General features: G+C 37.7%; 14 protein-coding genes, 2 tRNA genes and 1 pseudogene. 6 read left to right on the forward strand and 11 right to left on the reverse strand.

The genetic code is table 11. The features are described 5' to 3' along the window. The 4 genes from ACFINM_RS07315 to rpsL form a co-directional block, all read right to left on the reverse strand. Positions 1–119, reverse strand: a 119-nt coding sequence (locus ACFINM_RS07315; RefSeq protein WP_375640331.1) for a GTP-binding protein, incomplete at its 3' end; no start/stop codon positions are given. Positions 120–181: 62 nt separating this feature from the next. Then, positions 182–2,266 carry an elongation factor G gene (gene fusA, locus ACFINM_RS07320; RefSeq protein WP_375607436.1) on the reverse strand — a complete coding sequence of 695 codons (2,085 nt, stop codon included), beginning with the start codon at positions 2,264–2,266 and terminating at the stop codon, positions 182–184. Between the two features lie 24 nt (positions 2,267–2,290). Then, positions 2,291–2,761 (reverse strand): 30S ribosomal protein S7, encoded by a 471-nt coding sequence (gene rpsG / locus ACFINM_RS07325; RefSeq protein WP_015856589.1) that lies wholly within the window; start codon positions 2,759–2,761, stop codon positions 2,291–2,293. 18 nt (positions 2,762–2,779) lie between these two features. After that, positions 2,780–3,151 carry a 30S ribosomal protein S12 gene (gene rpsL, locus ACFINM_RS07330; RefSeq protein ID WP_005773262.1) on the reverse strand — a complete coding sequence of 124 codons (372 nt, stop codon included), beginning with the start codon at positions 3,149–3,151 and terminating at the stop codon, positions 2,780–2,782. 488 nt (positions 3,152–3,639) lie between these two features. On the opposite strand from rpsL, the gene xth reads away from it, so the two are divergent. The 5 genes from xth (at position 3,640) to ACFINM_RS07355 (ending at position 7,823) form a co-directional block, all read left to right on the forward strand. Then, entirely contained in the window at positions 3,640–4,422 is a 783-nt protein-coding gene (xth, locus tag ACFINM_RS07335; RefSeq protein ID WP_375621441.1) for an exodeoxyribonuclease III, read from the forward strand. 124 nt (positions 4,423–4,546) lie between these two features. After that, the gene (locus tag ACFINM_RS07340) at positions 4,547–5,452 is read left to right on the forward strand and encodes a transporter substrate-binding domain-containing protein (RefSeq protein ID WP_375621442.1); all 906 of its coding nucleotides are present in this window, start codon (positions 4,547–4,549) and stop codon (positions 5,450–5,452) included. 141 nt (positions 5,453–5,593) lie between these two features. Then, the gene (locus tag ACFINM_RS07345; protein ID WP_375612442.1) at positions 5,594–6,346 is read left to right on the forward strand and encodes an amino acid ABC transporter permease; all 753 of its coding nucleotides are present in this window, start codon (positions 5,594–5,596) and stop codon (positions 6,344–6,346) included. 2 nt (positions 6,347–6,348) lie between these two features. Continuing rightward, a complete protein-coding gene (locus tag ACFINM_RS07350; protein ID WP_375621443.1) occupies positions 6,349–7,065 on the forward strand; it encodes an amino acid ABC transporter permease in 717 nt (238 codons plus the stop codon). Between the two features lie 11 nt (positions 7,066–7,076). After that, entirely contained in the window at positions 7,077–7,823 is a 747-nt protein-coding gene (locus ACFINM_RS07355; protein ID WP_273791447.1) for an amino acid ABC transporter ATP-binding protein, read from the forward strand. 102 nt (positions 7,824–7,925) lie between these two features. Here ACFINM_RS07355 and ACFINM_RS07360 read toward each other — a convergent pair. From ACFINM_RS07360 to ACFINM_RS07385, 6 genes and pseudogenes are all read right to left on the reverse strand, one after another. Next, positions 7,926–8,716, reverse strand: a pseudogene (locus ACFINM_RS07360) (tetratricopeptide repeat protein). Positions 8,717–9,755: 1,039 nt separating this feature from the next. Beyond that, positions 9,756–12,479 carry a valine--tRNA ligase gene (locus ACFINM_RS07365; RefSeq protein WP_375621444.1) on the reverse strand — a complete coding sequence of 908 codons (2,724 nt, stop codon included), beginning with the start codon at positions 12,477–12,479 and terminating at the stop codon, positions 9,756–9,758. A gap of 137 nt (positions 12,480–12,616) precedes the next feature. Then, on the reverse strand, positions 12,617–13,171 hold the full coding sequence (locus ACFINM_RS07370) for a DUF2497 domain-containing protein (RefSeq protein WP_375612445.1): 555 nt from the start codon (positions 13,169–13,171) through the stop codon (positions 12,617–12,619). A 248-nt stretch (positions 13,172–13,419) separates the two neighbouring features. Beyond that, positions 13,420–14,712 (reverse strand): TolC family outer membrane protein, encoded by a 1,293-nt coding sequence (locus ACFINM_RS07375; RefSeq protein WP_375621445.1) that lies wholly within the window; start codon positions 14,710–14,712, stop codon positions 13,420–13,422. Between the two features lie 66 nt (positions 14,713–14,778). Then, positions 14,779–15,453 carry a protein-L-isoaspartate O-methyltransferase gene (locus ACFINM_RS07380; RefSeq protein WP_375621446.1) on the reverse strand — a complete coding sequence of 225 codons (675 nt, stop codon included), beginning with the start codon at positions 15,451–15,453 and terminating at the stop codon, positions 14,779–14,781. A gap of 220 nt (positions 15,454–15,673) precedes the next feature. Then, a tRNA-Cys gene (locus tag ACFINM_RS07385) sits at positions 15,674–15,747 on the reverse strand. A gap of 200 nt (positions 15,748–15,947) precedes the next feature. Here ACFINM_RS07385 and ACFINM_RS07390 point away from each other — a divergent pair. After that, a tRNA-Asn gene (locus ACFINM_RS07390) sits at positions 15,948–16,022 on the forward strand. Between the two features lie 1,358 nt (positions 16,023–17,380). Here the strand turns inward: ACFINM_RS07390 and ACFINM_RS07395 are convergent. Further along, positions 17,381–18,757, reverse strand: a complete 1,377-nt coding sequence (locus ACFINM_RS07395) for a DEAD/DEAH box helicase (RefSeq protein WP_375621289.1) — start codon at positions 18,755–18,757, stop codon at positions 17,381–17,383. Positions 18,758–18,880: the final 123 nt, after the last annotated feature.

An 18,880-nucleotide genomic window follows, 5' to 3' on the forward strand; every position in this document is an offset into this window, starting at 1 on the left:
TTAAATTCACCAAAATATTTCGTAATCGCTGCTGTCAACGAGGTCTTCCCATGATCAACGTGACCAATCGTACCAATGTTAACATGCGGTTTTGTTCGTTCAAACTTGCTCTTCGCCATTTGAGCTCTCCATTTTCCGTCCAAGCTAAGGACTAAGTTAAAAATTAATTACCAACCTGAAATTACGCGTATTTCTTTTGAATCTCCAAAGCAACAGCTGAAGGCACAGGCTCGTAATGATCAAACTGCATTGTATACTGCGCACGCCCCTGACTCATAGAGCGAAGAGTATTCACATAACCAAACATATTTGCCAAAGGAACCATTGCATTCACAACCGTTGCAATGCCGCGCGCTTCAGTTCCTGAAATCTGTCCCCGACGAGAATTGAGATCACCAATAACATCACCAACATAATCATCTGGTGTAACAACTTCCACCTTCATGATCGGTTCAAGAAGCTGTGCACCAGCCTTTTTTGCCCCATCACGAAAAGCCGCACGAGCAGCAATCTCAAAAGCCAAAACCGAAGAATCAACATCGTGATAGCCACCATCAATGAGAGTCGCTTTTACACCAAGCATAGGAAAGCCCGCAAGAGGACCTGACCCCATAACACTCTCAATCCCTTTTTGGACACCGGGAATATATTCTTTAGGAACAGCACCACCAACAATCTTTGACTCAAAAATAAAGTCATCACCATCATGAGGCTCAAAAACAATTTTCACACGAGCAAATTGACCTGCACCACCCGATTGTTTCTTATGCGTATAATCAATTTCCGCCATTTTAGTAATTGACTCACGATAAGCAACTTGAGGCTGCCCAACATTTGCTTCAACCTTAAACTCACGCCGCATACGATCAACAATAATATCAAGATGAAGCTCACCCATTCCAGCTATAATAGTCTGACCAGATTCCTCATCCGATTTAACACGAAATGAAGGATCTTCGGCGGCTAGACGGTTAAGAGCAATACCCATTTTTTCTTGATCTGCTTTTGTCTTTGGTTCAATTGCAATCTCAATAACAGGCTCTGGAAATTCCATCCTCTCCAAAATAACAGGCTTCAAAGGATCACAAAGAGTATCCCCTGTTGTCGTCTCCTTAAGTCCTGCAAGAGCAACAATATCACCAGCAAATGCTTCTTCAATATCCTCACGAGAATTTGAATGCATTTGAAGCATACGCCCCAAACGCTCTTTTTTCTTTTTCACAGTATTCTCAAGAGAAATACCTTTCTGAACTTTACCTGAGTAAATACGACAGAACGTCAATGAACCAACAAAAGGATCATTCATAATTTTAAAAGCAAGCATAGATAACGGAGCATCATCAGAAGATTCGCGTGTCGTCTCAGCCTCAGTCTTTACATCAATACCCTTAATCGCCGGAATATCAATTGGAGAAGGAAGATAGGAAACAACAGCATCCAAAAGTGGCTGCACCCCCTTGTTTTTAAAAGCCGTACCACAAAGAACCGGATGAAACTGAACTTCTACTGTCCCCCTACGAATGAGAGAAACAAGCTGCTCGTTGGTTGGCATAACACCTTCCAAATAAGCCTCTGTCGCAGCTTCATCAACCTCCACAGCCATCTCAATCAATTTCTCGCGATATTCTTCAGCTTTCTCCTTTAAATCAGAGGGAATTTCACTTATCACTGCCGAGGCACCAATAGAACCATCCCACTTTAAAGCCTTCATTTCTACAAGATCAACAACACCTTCAAAGTCATTTTCAGCACCAATCGGCAACTGCAAAACAAGCGCTTTAGCACCTAACCGAGAACCAACCATCTCCACACTACGATAAAAGTCAGCTCCTATTTTGTCCATTTTATTAACAAAAACCATACGAGGCACGCGATACTTCTCAGCTTGCCGCCAAACAGTTTCCGTCTGAGGCTCCACACCAGCATTTGCATCCAACAAGGCTATTGCACCATCAAGAACACGCAAAGAGCGCTCAACTTCAATCGTAAAATCAACGTGCCCTGGCGTATCAATAATATTAAAGCGACGCTTCCGACCGTCTTGCCCTTCCCAAAATGTTGTTGTCGCAGCAGACGTAATCGTAATACCACGCTCCTGCTCCTGCTCCATCCAATCCATTGTAGAAGCACCATCATGGGTCTCGCCAATTTTATGATTCTTACCGGTATAGAACAGAATACGTTCAGTCATCGTAGTCTTACCAGCATCAATATGCGCCATAATACCAAAATTACGATAATCTTCAATTTTATATTCGCGAGCCATTATATTTGCCTTAGTTTAAAACTTCTACCAGCGATAGTGAGAAAAAGCACGATTAGCTTCAGCCATACGATGAACATCTTCACGCTTTTTCACGGCAGAACCACGATTATTAGCCGCATCCATCAATTCACCAGATAAACGCTCAATCATCGTCGTTTCATTTCGACCACGTGCCGCCGCAATCAACCAACGAATAGCAAGAGCCTGACGACGATCAGGACGAACATCAATCGGAACTTGATAAGTAGCACCACCAACACGGCGTGAACGAACCTCAATGTGAGGAGCAACATTCTCTAAAGCTCGATGAAATAGAGCCACAGGATCTGTTTTTACTCTTTTTTCTACAGAATCGAGCGCACCATAAACAATACGCTCTGCAACTGATTTTTTACCATCAAACATAATGGCATTCATAAATTTCATAATAACCAAATCACCAAATTTTGGATCTGGATTAATCTCACGCTTTTCTGCTCTATGACGACGGGACATTGGCTTTGTCTCTCAATATTATTTTGGACGCTTCGCGCCATACTTTGAACGACGCTGTTTACGATTCTTGACACCCTGCGTATCAAGCAAACCACGAATAATGTGATAACGAACTCCTGGCAAATCTTTCACACGACCACCACGAATCATTACAACAGAGTGCTCTTGAAGATTATGTCCCTCTCCAGGAATATAACCAATCACCTCAAATCCATTCGTCAAGCGAATTTTAGCAACTTTACGAAGAGCAGAATTAGGTTTCTTCGGTGTTGTTGTATAAACACGCGTACAAACACCACGTTTCTGCGGATTCGACTGCAGAGCAGGAACCTTATTACGTTTAACTGGCGCCACACGCGGCTTGCGAATCAACTGGTTTACGGTAGGCATGCAACCTTCCTCTTTTCGATCTACATTCGTCTCACCCAATCGGGCTTTTCTATTTTCATTTCTATCCACCCCAACAAAATCGAAGCAGATATCTAAGTCTACACACAAAATCGGGCATACCTGTACAAAACAGTTTACCCGACCATAAGCAGAGAAGGCAATAGCCTTTTGCACTAGCATTTGCTTTTAATCTTCTTAACACCTGTGAATAATTTTCCGGCTCATATCCAAAACACCTGATTACATCCACATCGGTTATGTTCATTTCTAATAGCGAGAACACGTACATTCGTCAAGAACTAAACAGCAGAAAGTTTTTAAAAATGAAAATAAATTAAATTTTAAAGCTTTAAATTTGCTTTTACCGCTACTCTTGATAAATTAATTTACCATAGTAATATCCCCTATAAACAAAAAAACAGCGATGTGACTGTAGTAAAACATAGCAGTAAATTGAATTGCATATTTGATATCTAATGATGAGCACCATGAAAATAGCAACGTGGAATATTGCTGGAATAAAAGCGCGACATGAAACATTATGTCAATGGCTGCAGCAAAGCCAACCGGACATCGTCTGTTTACAGGAAATTAAAAGTATTGATGAAAATTTTCCACGCGATACAATTGAAAATTTAGGTTACCATATAGAAACACACGGACAAAAAAGTTTTAATGGCGTTGCGATTCTCTCTAAAAAAACACCAGATGAAGTGATCCGTCGATTACCAGGCAATGATAATGATAAACAAACACGTTACATTGAAGCTGTTTATTCAACAAACAAAGGTGTTGTTCGTGTTGCATCTCTCTATTTGCCAAATGGGAATCCTATTGAGAGTGAAAAATATTCCTATAAGATAGAATGGATGGAAAGATTATATACACATGCAAAATCATTGCTTGCGTATGAAGAACCTCTTATTCTAGCAGGTGATTATAATGTCATCCCCACTCCATTAGATGCAAAAAAACCTCAAGAATGGTATCAAGATGCCTTATTTCTTCGAGAAACAAGAAAAGCATTCCAACGTATTCTTCATTTAGGTTTTTATGATGCTATCCGGAATGTCACCGATACTCCCTCCTTCAGTTTTTGGGATTTTCAGGCAGGTGCCTGGCCTAAGAATAATGGAATTCGCATTGATCATTTATTATTATCACCAGAAGCTGTTGATCAATTAATTTGCGCTCATAGCCAAACAGAAGTAAGGGGATATCAAAAACCATCCGACCACGTTCCTGTTTGGATTCACCTTAATATCAATTAAGAAAGTAAAATCCTCATTTCATGAGACAACAAAAAAATTCCACTCAAAAATAATAACTATGCTACAGCATATAAACAGTATATCTTAAGCAAATAAAATAAAAATAAATGAATGGAGGACATAAATGAAGAAATCATTATTAATGCTTATTGCAGCAACGGCCATTGGATTCTCAAGTTTCGCGCATGCTGAACATGATACTCTTGAAAAAATAAAACGAACAGGGGAAATTACTTTAGGTGTCCGTGAATCATCTGGTTTAGCCTACGCCCTTGGTAATAATAAATATGTAGGTTTTCATACAGAAATGGCAGAACGGATTATTGATGATATCTCAAAAAAAATTGGTAAACCAATTAAAATTCATTATCTTCCCATCACTTCTCAAAATAGAATTCCTCTCTTAAAAAATAAAACCTATGATTTTGAGTGCGGCTCAACAACACATGATATTGCCCGCAGTAAAGAAGCAGCATTTGCTTATACGACATACATTGAAGAGGTTCGGATTGCTGTAAAGAAAAACTCTAACATTAAATCTCTTGAGGATTTAAATGGAAAAACAGTTGCAACGACCACCGGTACAACATCTGTTCAACTTATTCGTAAAAATAAACGTGCAAAAAACATTCAGTTTAAAGTTTTAAAGGGGAAAGATCACGGAGATAGTTTTTTATTATTAGAATCTGGTAAGGCAGATGCTTTTGTCATGGACGCTTCAATTCTTGCTGGACATATTGCTAAATCAAAGAATCCATCTGATTATGTCATTCTTGATACTGTACTTTCAGTCGAACCTATTGCCTGTATGCTCAGATTAAATGACAAAAAATTTGAACAAACAATCAACGATAGTATCGTACGTCAGATTAAAGATGAATCACTGGAAAAGCTTTATAATAAGTGGTTTATGAAACCGATCCCACCTGCTAACACTGTTATGAACCTTCCCTTATCAAAACAAACAAGATATGCTTGGGATCACCCAAATAATAAGCCTCGAGAAAGCTACGCAGAAAAAGATTTATAGAGTTTAATAAAGAAGAACCACACTCTTTTGAAATTGAGTGTGGTTTATATTTTAATTCACTTTTTAATAAATCTGGACTATGTAGATGCGCGTGGTTTATTGTCCTATTTGTGAATGACTAATTTGAGGGAATATCAATTAATGGACTTTTCTTTCCTTTGTAGAGATGACCTTACTCAAACATTGGTAACAGGATGCTTGGGAACTCCCGGCGTAAGTCATACCTATTTAGATACACTTCTCGATGGCTTAAAAAATACAATTATATTATCTATCACTTCACTTATATTAGCTGTATTGTGTGGTGTTATTATAGGAACAATGCGCACTTTACCCAAAACATCCATAATCAATTATATATTTCGCACTATCGGTACTATTTGGGTAGAGATTATGCGTAATATTCCCCTCCTTGTACAAGTGTTTTTGTGGTATTTTGTTGTTCCGAAGATTTATCCACCAGCGATGAAATTTTCCCCCATTCTCTTAATAACATGCGCATTGGGATTCTTTACATCTGCACGCATTGCTGAACAGGTTCGTTCAGGCATTGAAGCGATTCCTTCTGGACAACGCTATGCTGCTATGGCAATGGGATTTACAACTTATCAAAGTTATCGCTATATTATACTACCACGTGCTATACGTGCAATTATGCCACCTCTTACTTCAGAAGCAATGGGGATTGTGAAAAATTCATCTATAGCATTCGCCGTTTCAATAAATGAGCTCATGCAATTTCAATACCAAACAATTGAAGAAGTAAGCCATGTTTACGAAAATTATTTGCTTGTTACGATCCTTTATATTCTAATAGCCTTATTCGTATTCATTGTGATGACAGTCATTGAACAAATACTCAAAATTCCTAATTTTCAAACAAAGGGAAATTGAATATGATGAATTTCATAAGCTCTCAGTTTGGACTTTATTTTCCTTTCAATTTTTCCGACTTTGATTTTTCCTTTTTTACCTTTGATGTATTTCGTTCTTACATTTTATCAGGTTTACTCTTTAGCGTTTTTCTAACTCTTTTTGCAACGGTATTGGGGTTTGTTTTCGGCACACTTTTAGCAATGATGCGCCTTTCTTCCATAAAACTTCTTTCTTGGTTTGCAATCAGTTACATAACAGCTATGCGTTCAATACCACTTGTGATGGTTATCTTATGGTTTTTCGTGCTTCTGCCTTTTTTAACTGGTATATCCATTGGTGCAAATAAATCAGCACTCATTACCTTTACCGCATTTGAAACGGCTTATTTTGCTGAGATTATGCGTGCTGGAATCAATTCAGTTCCGCAAGGACAAAAATATGCAGGACAAGCTCTTGGAATGACATATTGGCAAAGTATGTACATTGTCATTCTTCCTCAAGCCTTTAGAGATATGCTTCCAGTCTTTTTAACACAAGTTATTATCCTTTTTCAGGATACAACCCTTGTTTATGCCATCAGTGGTCATAGCCTTTTGAATGGTTTTGATATTGCTGCTAATAATTTTGGTGTAAAGCAAGAAGCTTATATCTTAGCAGCTATTTTCTATTTTGTTATCTGTTTTACACTGTCACAAATAGTTTTGTATTTACAAAAAAAAGTATCCATTATTCGCTAACAGGAAAAAAAATGTCTACTCATATGATCGAAATAAAAAATGTTTCTAATTGGTATGGCGAAATTAAAGTCCTTAAAAACTGTACAACTAACATTAATAAAGGAGAAGTCGTTGTCGTTTGTGGTCCATCAGGCTCAGGAAAGTCAACACTCATTAAAACTATTAACGCTCTCGTCCCTTTTCAAAAAGGTGAAATTTGGATTAATGGAATACCAGTTCATTCAAAAAAAACGAATCTGCCTAAATTGCGAAGTCAGGTAGGAATGGTGTTTCAACACTTCGAGCTTTTCCCCCATTTATCTGTCACAGAAAATTTGACAATTGCACAAATCAAAGTCCTAAAACGAAGCAAAAAAGAAGCACTTGAACGTGGATTGTTATATCTTGAACGCGTTGGACTCATTGAACACAAAGATAAATATCCTGGTCAACTTTCTGGAGGGCAACAACAACGTGTTGCTATTGCACGTGCCTTAACTATGGATCCACTTGTCATGCTTTTTGATGAACCAACATCTGCTCTAGATCCTGAAATGGTAGGTGAAGTACTCGATGTCATGATTAGCTTAGCAGAAGAAGGTATGACGATGATTTGTGTAACCCATGAAATGGGATTTGCACAAAAAGTATCGGAGCGTGTTATTTTCATAGATCAAGGAACAATTCTTGAAGACTGCTCATCTAAAGAGTTCTTTTCTGATCCGCAAGCAAGAAAACCGAGAACGCAAGAATTTTTGTCTAAAATCCTAAGTCATTAGCCGTTAGATTATCAAAAAAAGCTATCTTTACTATGAACTTGTATACAAGAAAACAGAGTTTAATATAAGATGAGAGAATGTAAAAATATTACAATCAGATGTTTAAAAACTGTTATTCTTTAAAATCTCAGCAACCAGTGAAATTGCTGTACGTCTCTCAGATTCATTACAAAGAGCAAAAGCCTCTTCTTGCAAAGGGTGAATCCAATTTTCGTCTTTTACGTTAGCTTTTTATAGGCAGCAGTTAACATTGCTGCCCCACGGACAATTTTTCCTTCTTTAAGCAGTATATTTCCAAGCATTGCTTGGGCAGAAGGATTTTCTTTTTTTGCTGAAAGTTGAAACCATCGTGCTGCTTGTATAAGATTTTTCTCCCTTCCCTCTCCCTTTAAAAATATTTTTCCTAAATGATACTGAGCTTTAGGATTTCCATAGTTTACCGCAGCCTGCATATAAAGATGAGAAGCATAAGAAGGATCAGGTTTCACAGGTGATTGAGGAATACCTTTTTTTATATATCCGGCAAGTTTAATCAATGCATCAGAAACATAACTTTCATCCTCTGAACCAAGATCAGCACCTTTTTCAACAATATATGCAAAAAAATTATATGCCTTATAATCATTTTTAGGGACACCATCACCGTTTGCATAGATAGAGCCAAGTTTCCAATTCGCACCAATATAGCCTCTCTTAGCAGCACAACGTAATGCTGCAATAGCCTGAGTTATATGCCCATTTTTATAAACAGACATGCCACGTTTTAAAAAATAAAACGAACCATCATTCGCTTCTTGCAAGCTATTGACATCTATTACATAAACAGTCGAAAAGAATTCCTCTAAAATCACAACAATCGTGACTTTTTTCCATATCTGAAACCTATTAACCATTCCCCCTACCTCAATTTTAATGATTATATCTGTTACAAATTTCTTTGTAGATATTTAAACTCTTTTTCTTAGTAAGAAGCATACGCAATTTTAAAGTAAAAATTTTAAAAGAAAAAACAAATAGATAAAAACCATCCAATAGGATTTATCGATCTTAAAATTTTATACGTATGAGCAAAAATCGTTCAATAGAATAACGTGCATTAAACAGCAACTTGAGAACGAAGAGAATACATGATGAATGGTAAACGTTTGAGTATAAAAAACAATACGAAAGATGGATAAATATAATGATGATAGTTAACTTATAACTTCACGACTGCCTTACCACCTTAAAGATGAAGTTTTTTGCCTCCGTCAATCTATAACAATACAGCTTTTTGTTTAACGGATTGCACCTAACATCATTTCACATGGGGTTACTTCATACTTTACACACAAGTTTTACCTCAGAATACTCACCACTACATACAAAAAATACCACATATGTAATTTTACATGCCTTATATTGCTACTCTAAATGATGATATTTTACAGAAATAAAACAAGATATTGATTTTAATGATACTTTACCATTTTGCATGTTGAATGAGGACCTCGAATATCGTAAGATTCTCTCATTCCAAACTTGTTCCATGTTAAATCAATCAAAACCATCCGCTTGCACATTACAAGTAGAGAGAGCTATGTGGATAAAAACTCTGTGTAAGAAAGAACTAAAAATGCCTCTTACGAACGGTTTGAGCTAAGGGTTGTCCGGATATTGGACAGAATGGTGCTCCCAGCGCTTGTTACTTCACAAGCATAAAGAAGGGAAGCTCAATGGATTTACCGTTATACCATTCATGATCTACGTCGTGGAATAAGCTTGAATGCCTTAAAAGATGTCTCTTTAATGATAAACATAAAACAATGGATTTCAGTAGAGATTTTATGATCGTTCATGAAAAACTAACAAAAGAAAAAGTTTCCTTTTAAAGAAGATCTATACTAGCCCTACTGGTATGCAATTATCTATCAAAAAAATAAAAAGTTGAAATCAATCTAACCGCTCTAAAGCAACAAATATTTTTTTCTGCGCTGCACGCAGTTCTACAACCCTATTCCGCTCACGCTCAACAATTTCTGCTTTTGCATTTGCTATAAATTGGGGGTTGTTTAACTTAAGCGATATTTTTTCAATATCTTGTTCAATTTTACTGACATCCTTCCTCAAACGAACACGTTCAGCCTCCAAATCAATCAACTGTCCTAATGGTAAACAAAAAACAGCCTCTCCCAAAATCATTTGTGCTGATACTTCCGGAACTTTATCAGAGAAATCAATAACTTCAATACGCGCTAATTTTTTAAGAAGTGCATCATAACGCTTCATACGCTCTCGCGTTACTTCCCCTCCTTCGACAACAACAAGAGGTGCTTGTGTAGCCACTGGAATATTCATTTCAAAACGTACAGACCGAATCCCTGTGACGACATCAATAAGCCAATTAATATCATCAGCAGCTTCTTCATCTATCAATGTTTCCTCTGGCCATTTTGTCAATGCGAGCATATCCTCACGCTTGATGGCTTGCGTTTCTGTAAGAGACCACAACTCTTCCGTCATATAAGGCATAAAAGGATGAAGAAGTTTATAAACTTCATCTAAAACCCAAGCAGTACAAGCTTGAGCCTCATTTTTAGCATCTTCATTTTCCCCCTGAAAAATAGGTTTGAGAAGCTCCAAATACCAATCACATAATGTATTCCAAATGAAACGGTAAAGAGTGGCAGCAGACTCATTAAATTTATAGTGTTCAATACCAGTCGTAACTGCTGAAATTGTTTTAGATAACTCTGTTAAAATCCAACGATTAAGCGCCAATTTTGCTTGTTCTGGTTTAAAAGCTGGATCATGCTTCACACCATTCATCTGTGCAAATCGGGTAGCATTCCACAATTTCGTAGCAAAATTACGATAACCAGCAATACGGGAAACATCAAGTTTTACATCACGACCTTGTGCTGCCATAATAGCTAAAGTAAACCGAAGTGCATCAGCACTATATTGATCAATAAGCTCTAAGGGATCAATAATATTTCCCTTTGATTTTGACATCTTTGCACCCTTTTGATCCCGTACAAGAGCATGCACATAAACCGTTGGGAAAGGAACGTCACCCATAAAGTGAAGTCCCATCATCATCATACGAGCAACCCAGAAAAAAATAATATCAAATCCTGTCACAGATACAGATGTTGGGTAAAAAGTAGATAATTCAGTCGTTTTATTTGGCCATCCTAATGTTGAAAAAGGCCAAAGAGCTGATGAAAACCAAGTATCTAAAACATCCGGATCACGGATTAATTCAACAACCTCACCATAATGAGCAAAAGCTGAATCTAAAGCCTCTTTTTCACTTTTTTCAACAAAAACCGTTCCATCAGGACCATACCAAGCAGGAATCTGATGTCCCCACCATAATTGGCGAGAAATGCACCAAGGTTGAATATTTTCCATCCAATTGAAGTACGTCTTTTTCCAGTTATCTGGAACGAACTGCGTTTTGCCTTGTTGAACAGCCTCTATCGCTGGCTTTGCTAATTCAGCAGCATGAACATACCATTGATCTGTCAAAAAAGGCTCAATAGGGACACCACTGCGATCTCCATGAGGAACCATATGGGTATGATCATCAACAGAAGCTAAATATCCCTGTTCTTCCATCAAAGAAACAATCTTCTGGCGAGCAACAAAACGATCAGATTTATCGAGGTTTTCTACTAACATTTTTAATTCATCTGATAAAATCAAACCATCGAAAAATGCTTCATTTTCACGAAGAAAAATCTCGGCTTGCTGGGTAAAAATATTGATCAAGCGTAAATGATTACGCTGTCCTACTTCAAAGTCATTAAAGTCATGAGCCGGTGTGATTTTTACAGCACCACTTCCAGCCTCAGGATCAGCATGGCTATCACCAACAATTAATAACTTACGACCAACAAGCGGCAAAAGAGCATTTTTACCGATAAGATTTTTATAACGCTCATCTTCAGGATTAACAGCAATTCCTGTATCACCAAGCATTGTTTCTGGTCGTGTTGTCGCCACTGTTATAAAAGTTGTAGCATCATTTGGATCAAAAGTTTTACCTTCAAGTGGATATCTAAAGTGCCACAAATGTCCTTGAACTTCTTTTTGCTCAACTTCAAGATCTGAAATAGCTGTCAACAATTTAGGATCCCAATTGACGAGGCGCTTATCCCTATATATCAACCCTTGCTTATAAAGCGTGACAAAGACTTCACGAACCGCCTGCGACAACCCCTCATCCATTGTAAACCGCTCACGCGACCAATCACATGAAACCCCAAGGCGACGCAACTGGTTTGCAATAACGCCTCCAGTTTCATAACGCCATTCCCAAATACGCTCAATAAACTTTTCTCTCCCCATTTCTTGACGCGTTGGCTCTTGACGTTCTGCAAGTTGACGTTCCACAACCATTTGCGTAGCAATCCCAGCATGATCCATACCAGGCTGCCACAACACATTTTTGCCACGCATCCGCTGAAATCTAACTATTATATCTTGAATTGTCGTATTGAGCGCATGCCCCATATGAAGTGAGCCCGTAACATTAGGAGGAGGAAGCATAACGCAAAAAGGTTCTGCACCGCTTTTAGAACCAGCTCCCGCTTTAAAAGCCCCACGAGTCTCCCATCTCTTTGCAACCCGTTGCTCTATAGAGGCAGCATCATAGTTTTTTTCTAACATTCTATCCATCCATAACGCCGCTGAAAAACACAATATATGATCAAAACCTGATCAGAATCTCGTGAATCTCAGCCATTCACTAGAGAGCTCGCAAAATCGCAAACAAAATCCCCATAAAATGAAAAACATAAAAATAATTAAGACGATTTTTTAATCGCCTTCACAATCTCTTCACGCAAAATATCTTCCAGCAAAATAGGCAATTTAGACTGTAACCATTCCGCTATAGCCGGACGCAACACATCCTTTGCAATCTTTTCTGCAGAAGAAATACAATATGCAGACAATTCCACATGACCATCCCTTCCAGCGTCTGACTGTGATTTCCTTATCTCATCTTCATATTCTTTTGCTTTATAAACAGAATTCCGTTCTTCAGAAGAAAGCTTCATCTTTTGCATATCCATACCAACTGTATTATTTTCTGCCTCTATATCCTCTTTCTCTTGCGTTATCTTCCCTCCTTGATTTTCAGAAGAAAGACCAATACGATCAGCTAAAGCTTTCATAGCATCATCAACCGATAAGGTTGTATCATAAATACCCTCGGATGCCACTTCTGAAGCATTCACTGCAACATCTTCATTTAAAAAGTGATCAGATTGAACCGCATTTTCTTCGATTATTTCACGAATAGATGTTAAAATTTCATCCATACTTGGCTCACGTAACACGCTTGAACTCTGTACCATACTTTACAACCTCTCAAAGACGCAACAACAAATAGAATCATATTTTCAGTGTATGCAAAAGAATTATAAGATCAACATGCCTCCTACGATATTTTCAAATATGCTTGTCATAAAGAGGGCGCTACACACAGTTTTCTACACTTATAAAAATAATATCTCGCCGCAATATCTTTCAACATATTCAACTGTTGATTTACTAATCTTTTAAAAACTAAAATAATTTAAGATTAAAGAGATACTTTTATACATTATCGGATATATTTAATTGTTTTTAAACCTAAATAACTCGCAGTCAATTTACCAATAGAAGACTGAACACTATAGCTCGCCACAACAGCATTACGCTCTGCCATTGCAAGCGCAATCTGAGCATTAATCAATAGAGTACGAGAATTTAAAACATCCAGCGTCGTTGCTTGCCCTACGCGATTTTCTTGAACACGACCTTTCAGAGCAATTTCAGCAGCACGAACACTTTCACGGTAAGCAACAACAGATGAGCGTGCGCCCTCCAACTGAAACCAAGCAGAAGTCAGTGCTTGCCTCGTATTACTATGCGCCAAATCGAGTTGAAGCTGCGCCTGTCCAAGCTGTTCCCTTGATTGGCGAATTTGCGCAGATGTACGCCCTCCTTCAAAGATTGGGACACTTACTGACAATCCTACAGATTTAGAAACGCCATCTTCTCCAACCCCGCTGTAGATTCGATTATAAGATGCTGTTGCAGAAAAATCAACTTTAGGGAGCAATGCCCCTTCTTTCGCCTTTACATTATAAGCACTCGCATCAACTAAATATTTAGCATAAAGGATTGCTGGATGCATCACAACGCTCATTTGGTAAGCCATATCAAGGTTGACGGGAAAATCTTTGGCTAGAGGTGGGCGTTTTAACTTTTCAGGATCAGAACCAATAACTTGTCGATACACTGCCTCTGCTGCTTTTACATCAGAACGAGCAAGACTCAGCTCTGAAACCGCCACGGAACGTGCAGCTTGAGCTTGAGCAAGATCAACATGCCCTCCTTCACCCACATCAAATTTTGCTTTATTAGAACGAACTTGTTCCTCAAGAGCTGCCAAATTTTCTCTCCGAAGATCGGCAACACGACGTGCGTGATAGACATTAGCATAAGCGGTCACCGCCTCCAGAAACGTATTTTGTTCAACATTACGAAGATATTCACGCTGGGCCTGCAACTTAACTTGAGCTGAAGAAAAGATATTTTGCGTGATAAAACCATCAAATAATCTTTGATTTAATCTCACTCCTATAGATCCAGAAGTGACATAAGGACCTGTAAAAGACTTATTGCGCCCATAGTTCCCAACCCCCTCAACCTGTGGCAATAGCCCCGATCGCGCAATGACAACATCATCACTGGATATACGCACAGCTGCACGTTCACTATTCAACTTAGCATTATATTTATAAGCCTTAGAAAAGGCATCCATCAATGTTTCAGCACAAACAGCCTCTGATAGTAAAACACTCAACACCAGCAATAAACACGCCTGAAACTTCTTGTTTACTCTAAACATAATACACACAATAACAAACCCCAAATAAATTACAAAATTATCTTTTATTCACAAAACAAACAAGCACTAAAACACAAAACCAGGTGTTTTGAAAAAACAAGGAAGAGGCTTTACAGCGAGGTTAAAAGCACGACGAGCCGAGATGATCCCATCTTCTTTTATATAGATTTGTGCAACAGCAGCATTTCCATGCCCTTCAACCACAACAAGACGTCCACAGTCTTTCATTTGATCAAAGATACCTTGAGGAATAAAATCAACAGATCCCTCAATGAAAATCACGTCATAAGGTCCCTCAACGGCATATCCTTTCTCTAATGGACCATGAACGACAACCACATTATCACATTGATTCCGTTCTAAAGCTTCAAGAGCACGTTCAAAGAGAGATTTATCACTTTCCAGCGCAATCACAGACCCTGCAAGTTTTGCAAGCAACGCTGCACAATAACCACTATTTGCACCAATATCTAAAACAACATCTGATGATTTTAAAGCGGCAAGCTGTAGTAATTTCGCTAGAGATGCAGGTTTCATCAAATAGCGTGCAGGAACCCCATCTTGCTCTGGACATAGAACAATATCGGTATCAAGATAACTTAACACTTTCATATCTTCCGATACAAAATCTTCACGAGACACCGTTAAAAAGGCTTCAAGAACTGATAAATCCGTTACATCGACTGTACGAATTTGATTGTCAACCATTTTGCGACGAAGCTCAGCAAAATCTGCAACCATAACGAATATTTTCTCCTAACCTACAAAAAACAAACAAAACAGCGACAATAAGGGATAAAGATCTCTTAAACTATGGGCGTTACAAAAAAGGATACTACAGTCAACAATTAGATTTTAACTGTATAATCTCTCATACAAAAGTGTCTTCACAAGAATAGAGGGAAATAATCTATTTTCCTATACCTCATCTCCCTTAAAAGCCGTTTCGTTTAAAATCGGCTGGAGGCCTCGCCCGGAATCGAACCGGGATACAAGGATTTGCAGTCCTCTGCGTAACCATTCCGCCACGAGGCCTCGTCAACAAACATAAAGGTTTCAATAAGGGAAGGCAACGCATCCGTCAAGGTGTAGAAATATTCTCTCGCCTTTTTTCCTCTTATTACACAATTTATCATATTTTTTTAAAAAAAGTAATTTTATCCTTTGCAAATCAGTATTGCTTTGCTATAGCCTTTTCAAGCTATAGCCTTTTCAATTAAATGATTGGGCACCGTTCCCCGGTAGCTCAGCGGTAGAGCAACCGGCTGTTAACCGGTTGGTCGCTGGTTCGAATCCGGCCCGGGGAGCCACTTTTCTTTTATTCTACGTAATTTATTGTTTTTTCTAAAGTTTTTAGACATGAGGGATTCGTTAATAAAAGTAATGGAATAGGATTTTTGCAATAAAGTAGAAACACAATATCCTACCGGATGTATTTTTTGCAATGAACGCAAAAAGCTATTGATTCATTTTAAATACTTTTTTCAAACTACCGCGCCTTTATAAGAGGACACTGCAATTATTTGCACATTATAAATTACGATTTCTTTCATCAGAGATGAATTATTAAGCTCCATCAGCAATGAAACGGTCTCATATATTTTTTTCCAAAGAAAGAATGATTTGTACTCAATAAAGGAATTAAACTTAAAAACCTACTCATGAAGCAATCATTTTGAAAAATGAAAGAAACAACAATCAAGGTCATATATTACCTCCATACACCCCACATAACCTCCTCCCCATCCTAAAAGCAAAAAACATAAAACAAGTCTGTAAACACTCCGACGTCTTATCTAACAGGTTGTTCCTCCTGCTAACCACTTCAACGCTTTACAAACAACCTTGCCTTGGATATTCATCACACTGTCATAAAAAATTTAATGCATAAAGTTTTATAGGCTTTATATCCTCCCAAACTAATAGTGTTTTACAGTAAAAACAAAGATAACGAGCTAAATTGTTGAGAATCCTGAGAAAGCCTTCAGAAATCATGACATTCTCGCTATTGTATTATGCAGTCACACGCTTTTTTAAAGAGATATCTCTTAAATCCCCCAAGCCTCTTTCACAATGACTCCCGTAAATGGTATAAAATGAAATCGATTGATCAGCCCCATCTTTATTTATAATAAAAGCCATATCATCGTACTATTTTCCAACTCTCAATCTCAGCAATCCCCCATTGCCTTGGAAAGAGTTTATAAAAATTATTTTATTTATTTTTCAAATGATTATCTATATCACAACTTCACACATAACGTGCAAGCGAATACTTTTGATTGATCCGCATAAATAACTTAAAAATGAAAAAAATACGATATAATGAATTATTAAATTATAAAACAATGAGTTATTATTAGACATCAATTTTTAAAATTAAAAGTTATCATTAAAGATAAAACACATCCTTTATAAAAATAGTTTTATATAAATAAAATCTACTTTTATTCCCATTAAAAAAAATAGGAATAAAGCAAATAAATAATTTCCTCTACAATAAAGATTTTTAATAAATCCAAAAAGTTAGAAGTTTTCATTTCTAAAAAATGAAAACCTCTAAAGGATCTTCTTACTTTGACAAGAATATTTTATAGCTCTTTTCAATTGAGAATAAATCAACAAAAGTAAAAAATCTCCAGTACATGATCTTTTTTCAAGACTTTATCTAAGCAGCCCTCTTAACTGATTTTCGAAAACGAAGAGGCTTTGCACGCTTTACTACTGTTTTTGCTTTTTTATGCCTCTCATTTTGAGGTGAAGAATTCTTCCGCTGCAACTGTGCGGTATCATCTTTTCGACCTAAAAACTGTTTTTGACGTTTAGATTTTTTAAAACGGCGTTCCTTATCGTTTTCTTTACTTTCTCGCACAATTGGCTTTTCTGGAAACGCTGCAAATTGTTCTGGAACAGCCTCAGCCACCAATTTCATACGAATCAAGCGCTCAATAGCACGCAAGCGGGACCTTTCTATCTTCTCATCAAAAAGCGTAAGTGCTACACCAGATGCGCCATTCCGTCCTGTACGACCAATACGATGTACATAACTTTCAGCTTCATCTGGTAAGTCGTAATTAATAACGTGGCTTATCCCTGGTATATCAATACCGCGTGCAGCAATATCTGTTGCCACTAGGATCTGCACAGATCTTTCACGAAAAGCTTTTAAAGCAGACTGGCGAGCACCTTGTGATTTATTTCCATGAATTGTTGCGACTAAATATCCTATCTTTTCTAAACTACGCGTGACAGCATCTGCCCCATGTTTAGTTCGAGTAAAAACAATAACCGAATCAAAAGCTGGATTTGTCAAAAGTTTACTTAAAACATTCTTTTTTTCATTCGTAGGAACACAATATAATTTTTGGCAAATCTCTACAGCCGTAGTACCTTGAGGAACAACTTCAATTTTAACCGGATCATTGAGTAAACATTTTGCAAGCACAGCAATTTCCCTCGGCATTGTTGCAGAAAAGAGTGCTGTCTGACGCTCTTGATGCAAAAGCTTTGCAATTTGCTTAACATCATGAATAAACCCCATATCCAACATACGATCTGCTTCATCCAAAATCAAAAAACGAGATTGGGAAAGATCAACACACTTTTCACGAACAAGATCTCTCAAACGCCCTGGAGTCGCTATCAAAACATCCACACCTGCTTCCATACGTTTAATTTGTTTTAAACGTGATACGCCCCCAAAAATAAGACATGTTGAAAGATGTGCTCCTTTCGCCACAGTACGGATCGTTTCATCAATCTGAACAGCAAGTTCACGCGTTGGAGCTAAAATCAAAGCGCGTGCAGTTTTAGGACAGCGTTTATCACCCAAAGCCAAAATCTGACTTAAAATAGGTAAACCAAATGCCAAGGTTTTTCCAGAGCCTGTCTGAGCAACACCTAAAATATCGTGTCCTTTCAACATCACTGGAATAGCTTGTTCTTGTATAGGTTTAGGTTTACTCATCCCAGCAATGAGTAAATTTTTAATCAAAAGAGTAGGTAAACCTAACTTTGTAAAAACATTTTCTTCTTTTATAGGCAAAATAAAATCTTTCCTTAGCTGAAGAACTCAAAAGAAGTAACCATCTGAACTCTCCACTCAAGAATCCGCGCAAGAGAAATCCCTGACATTTTAAATGAAGCAACGCCTAAAAAGCGGCTTGCG

The organism is Bartonella sp. AA168HLJHH (assembly GCF_042197365.1).
Classification (GTDB): domain Bacteria; phylum Pseudomonadota; class Alphaproteobacteria; order Rhizobiales; family Rhizobiaceae; genus Bartonella.

Coding starts and splice junctions, on each gene's coding strand:
- ACFINM_RS07340 (WP_375621442.1), top strand. CDS start 4,547: ATGAAGAAATCATTATTAATGCTTATTGCAGCAACGGCCATTGGATTC.
- ACFINM_RS07380 (WP_375621446.1), bottom strand. CDS start 15,453: ATGGTTGCAGATTTTGCTGAGCTTCGTCGCAAAATGGTTGACAATCAA.
- rpsL (WP_005773262.1), bottom strand. CDS start 3,151: ATGCCTACCGTAAACCAGTTGATTCGCAAGCCGCGTGTGGCGCCAGTT.
- ACFINM_RS07345 (WP_375612442.1), top strand. CDS start 5,594: ATGGACTTTTCTTTCCTTTGTAGAGATGACCTTACTCAAACATTGGTA.
- ACFINM_RS07375 (WP_375621445.1), bottom strand. CDS start 14,712: ATGTTTAGAGTAAACAAGAAGTTTCAGGCGTGTTTATTGCTGGTGTTG.
- xth (WP_375621441.1), top strand. CDS start 3,640: ATGAAAATAGCAACGTGGAATATTGCTGGAATAAAAGCGCGACATGAA.
- ACFINM_RS07370 (WP_375612445.1), bottom strand. CDS start 13,171: ATGGTACAGAGTTCAAGCGTGTTACGTGAGCCAAGTATGGATGAAATT.
- rpsG (WP_015856589.1), bottom strand. CDS start 2,761: ATGTCCCGTCGTCATAGAGCAGAAAAGCGTGAGATTAATCCAGATCCA.
- ACFINM_RS07365 (WP_375621444.1), bottom strand. CDS start 12,479: ATGTTAGAAAAAAACTATGATGCTGCCTCTATAGAGCAACGGGTTGCA.
- ACFINM_RS07355 (WP_273791447.1), top strand. CDS start 7,077: ATGTCTACTCATATGATCGAAATAAAAAATGTTTCTAATTGGTATGGC.
- fusA (WP_375607436.1), bottom strand. CDS start 2,266: ATGGCTCGCGAATATAAAATTGAAGATTATCGTAATTTTGGTATTATG.
- ACFINM_RS07350 (WP_375621443.1), top strand. CDS start 6,349: ATGATGAATTTCATAAGCTCTCAGTTTGGACTTTATTTTCCTTTCAAT.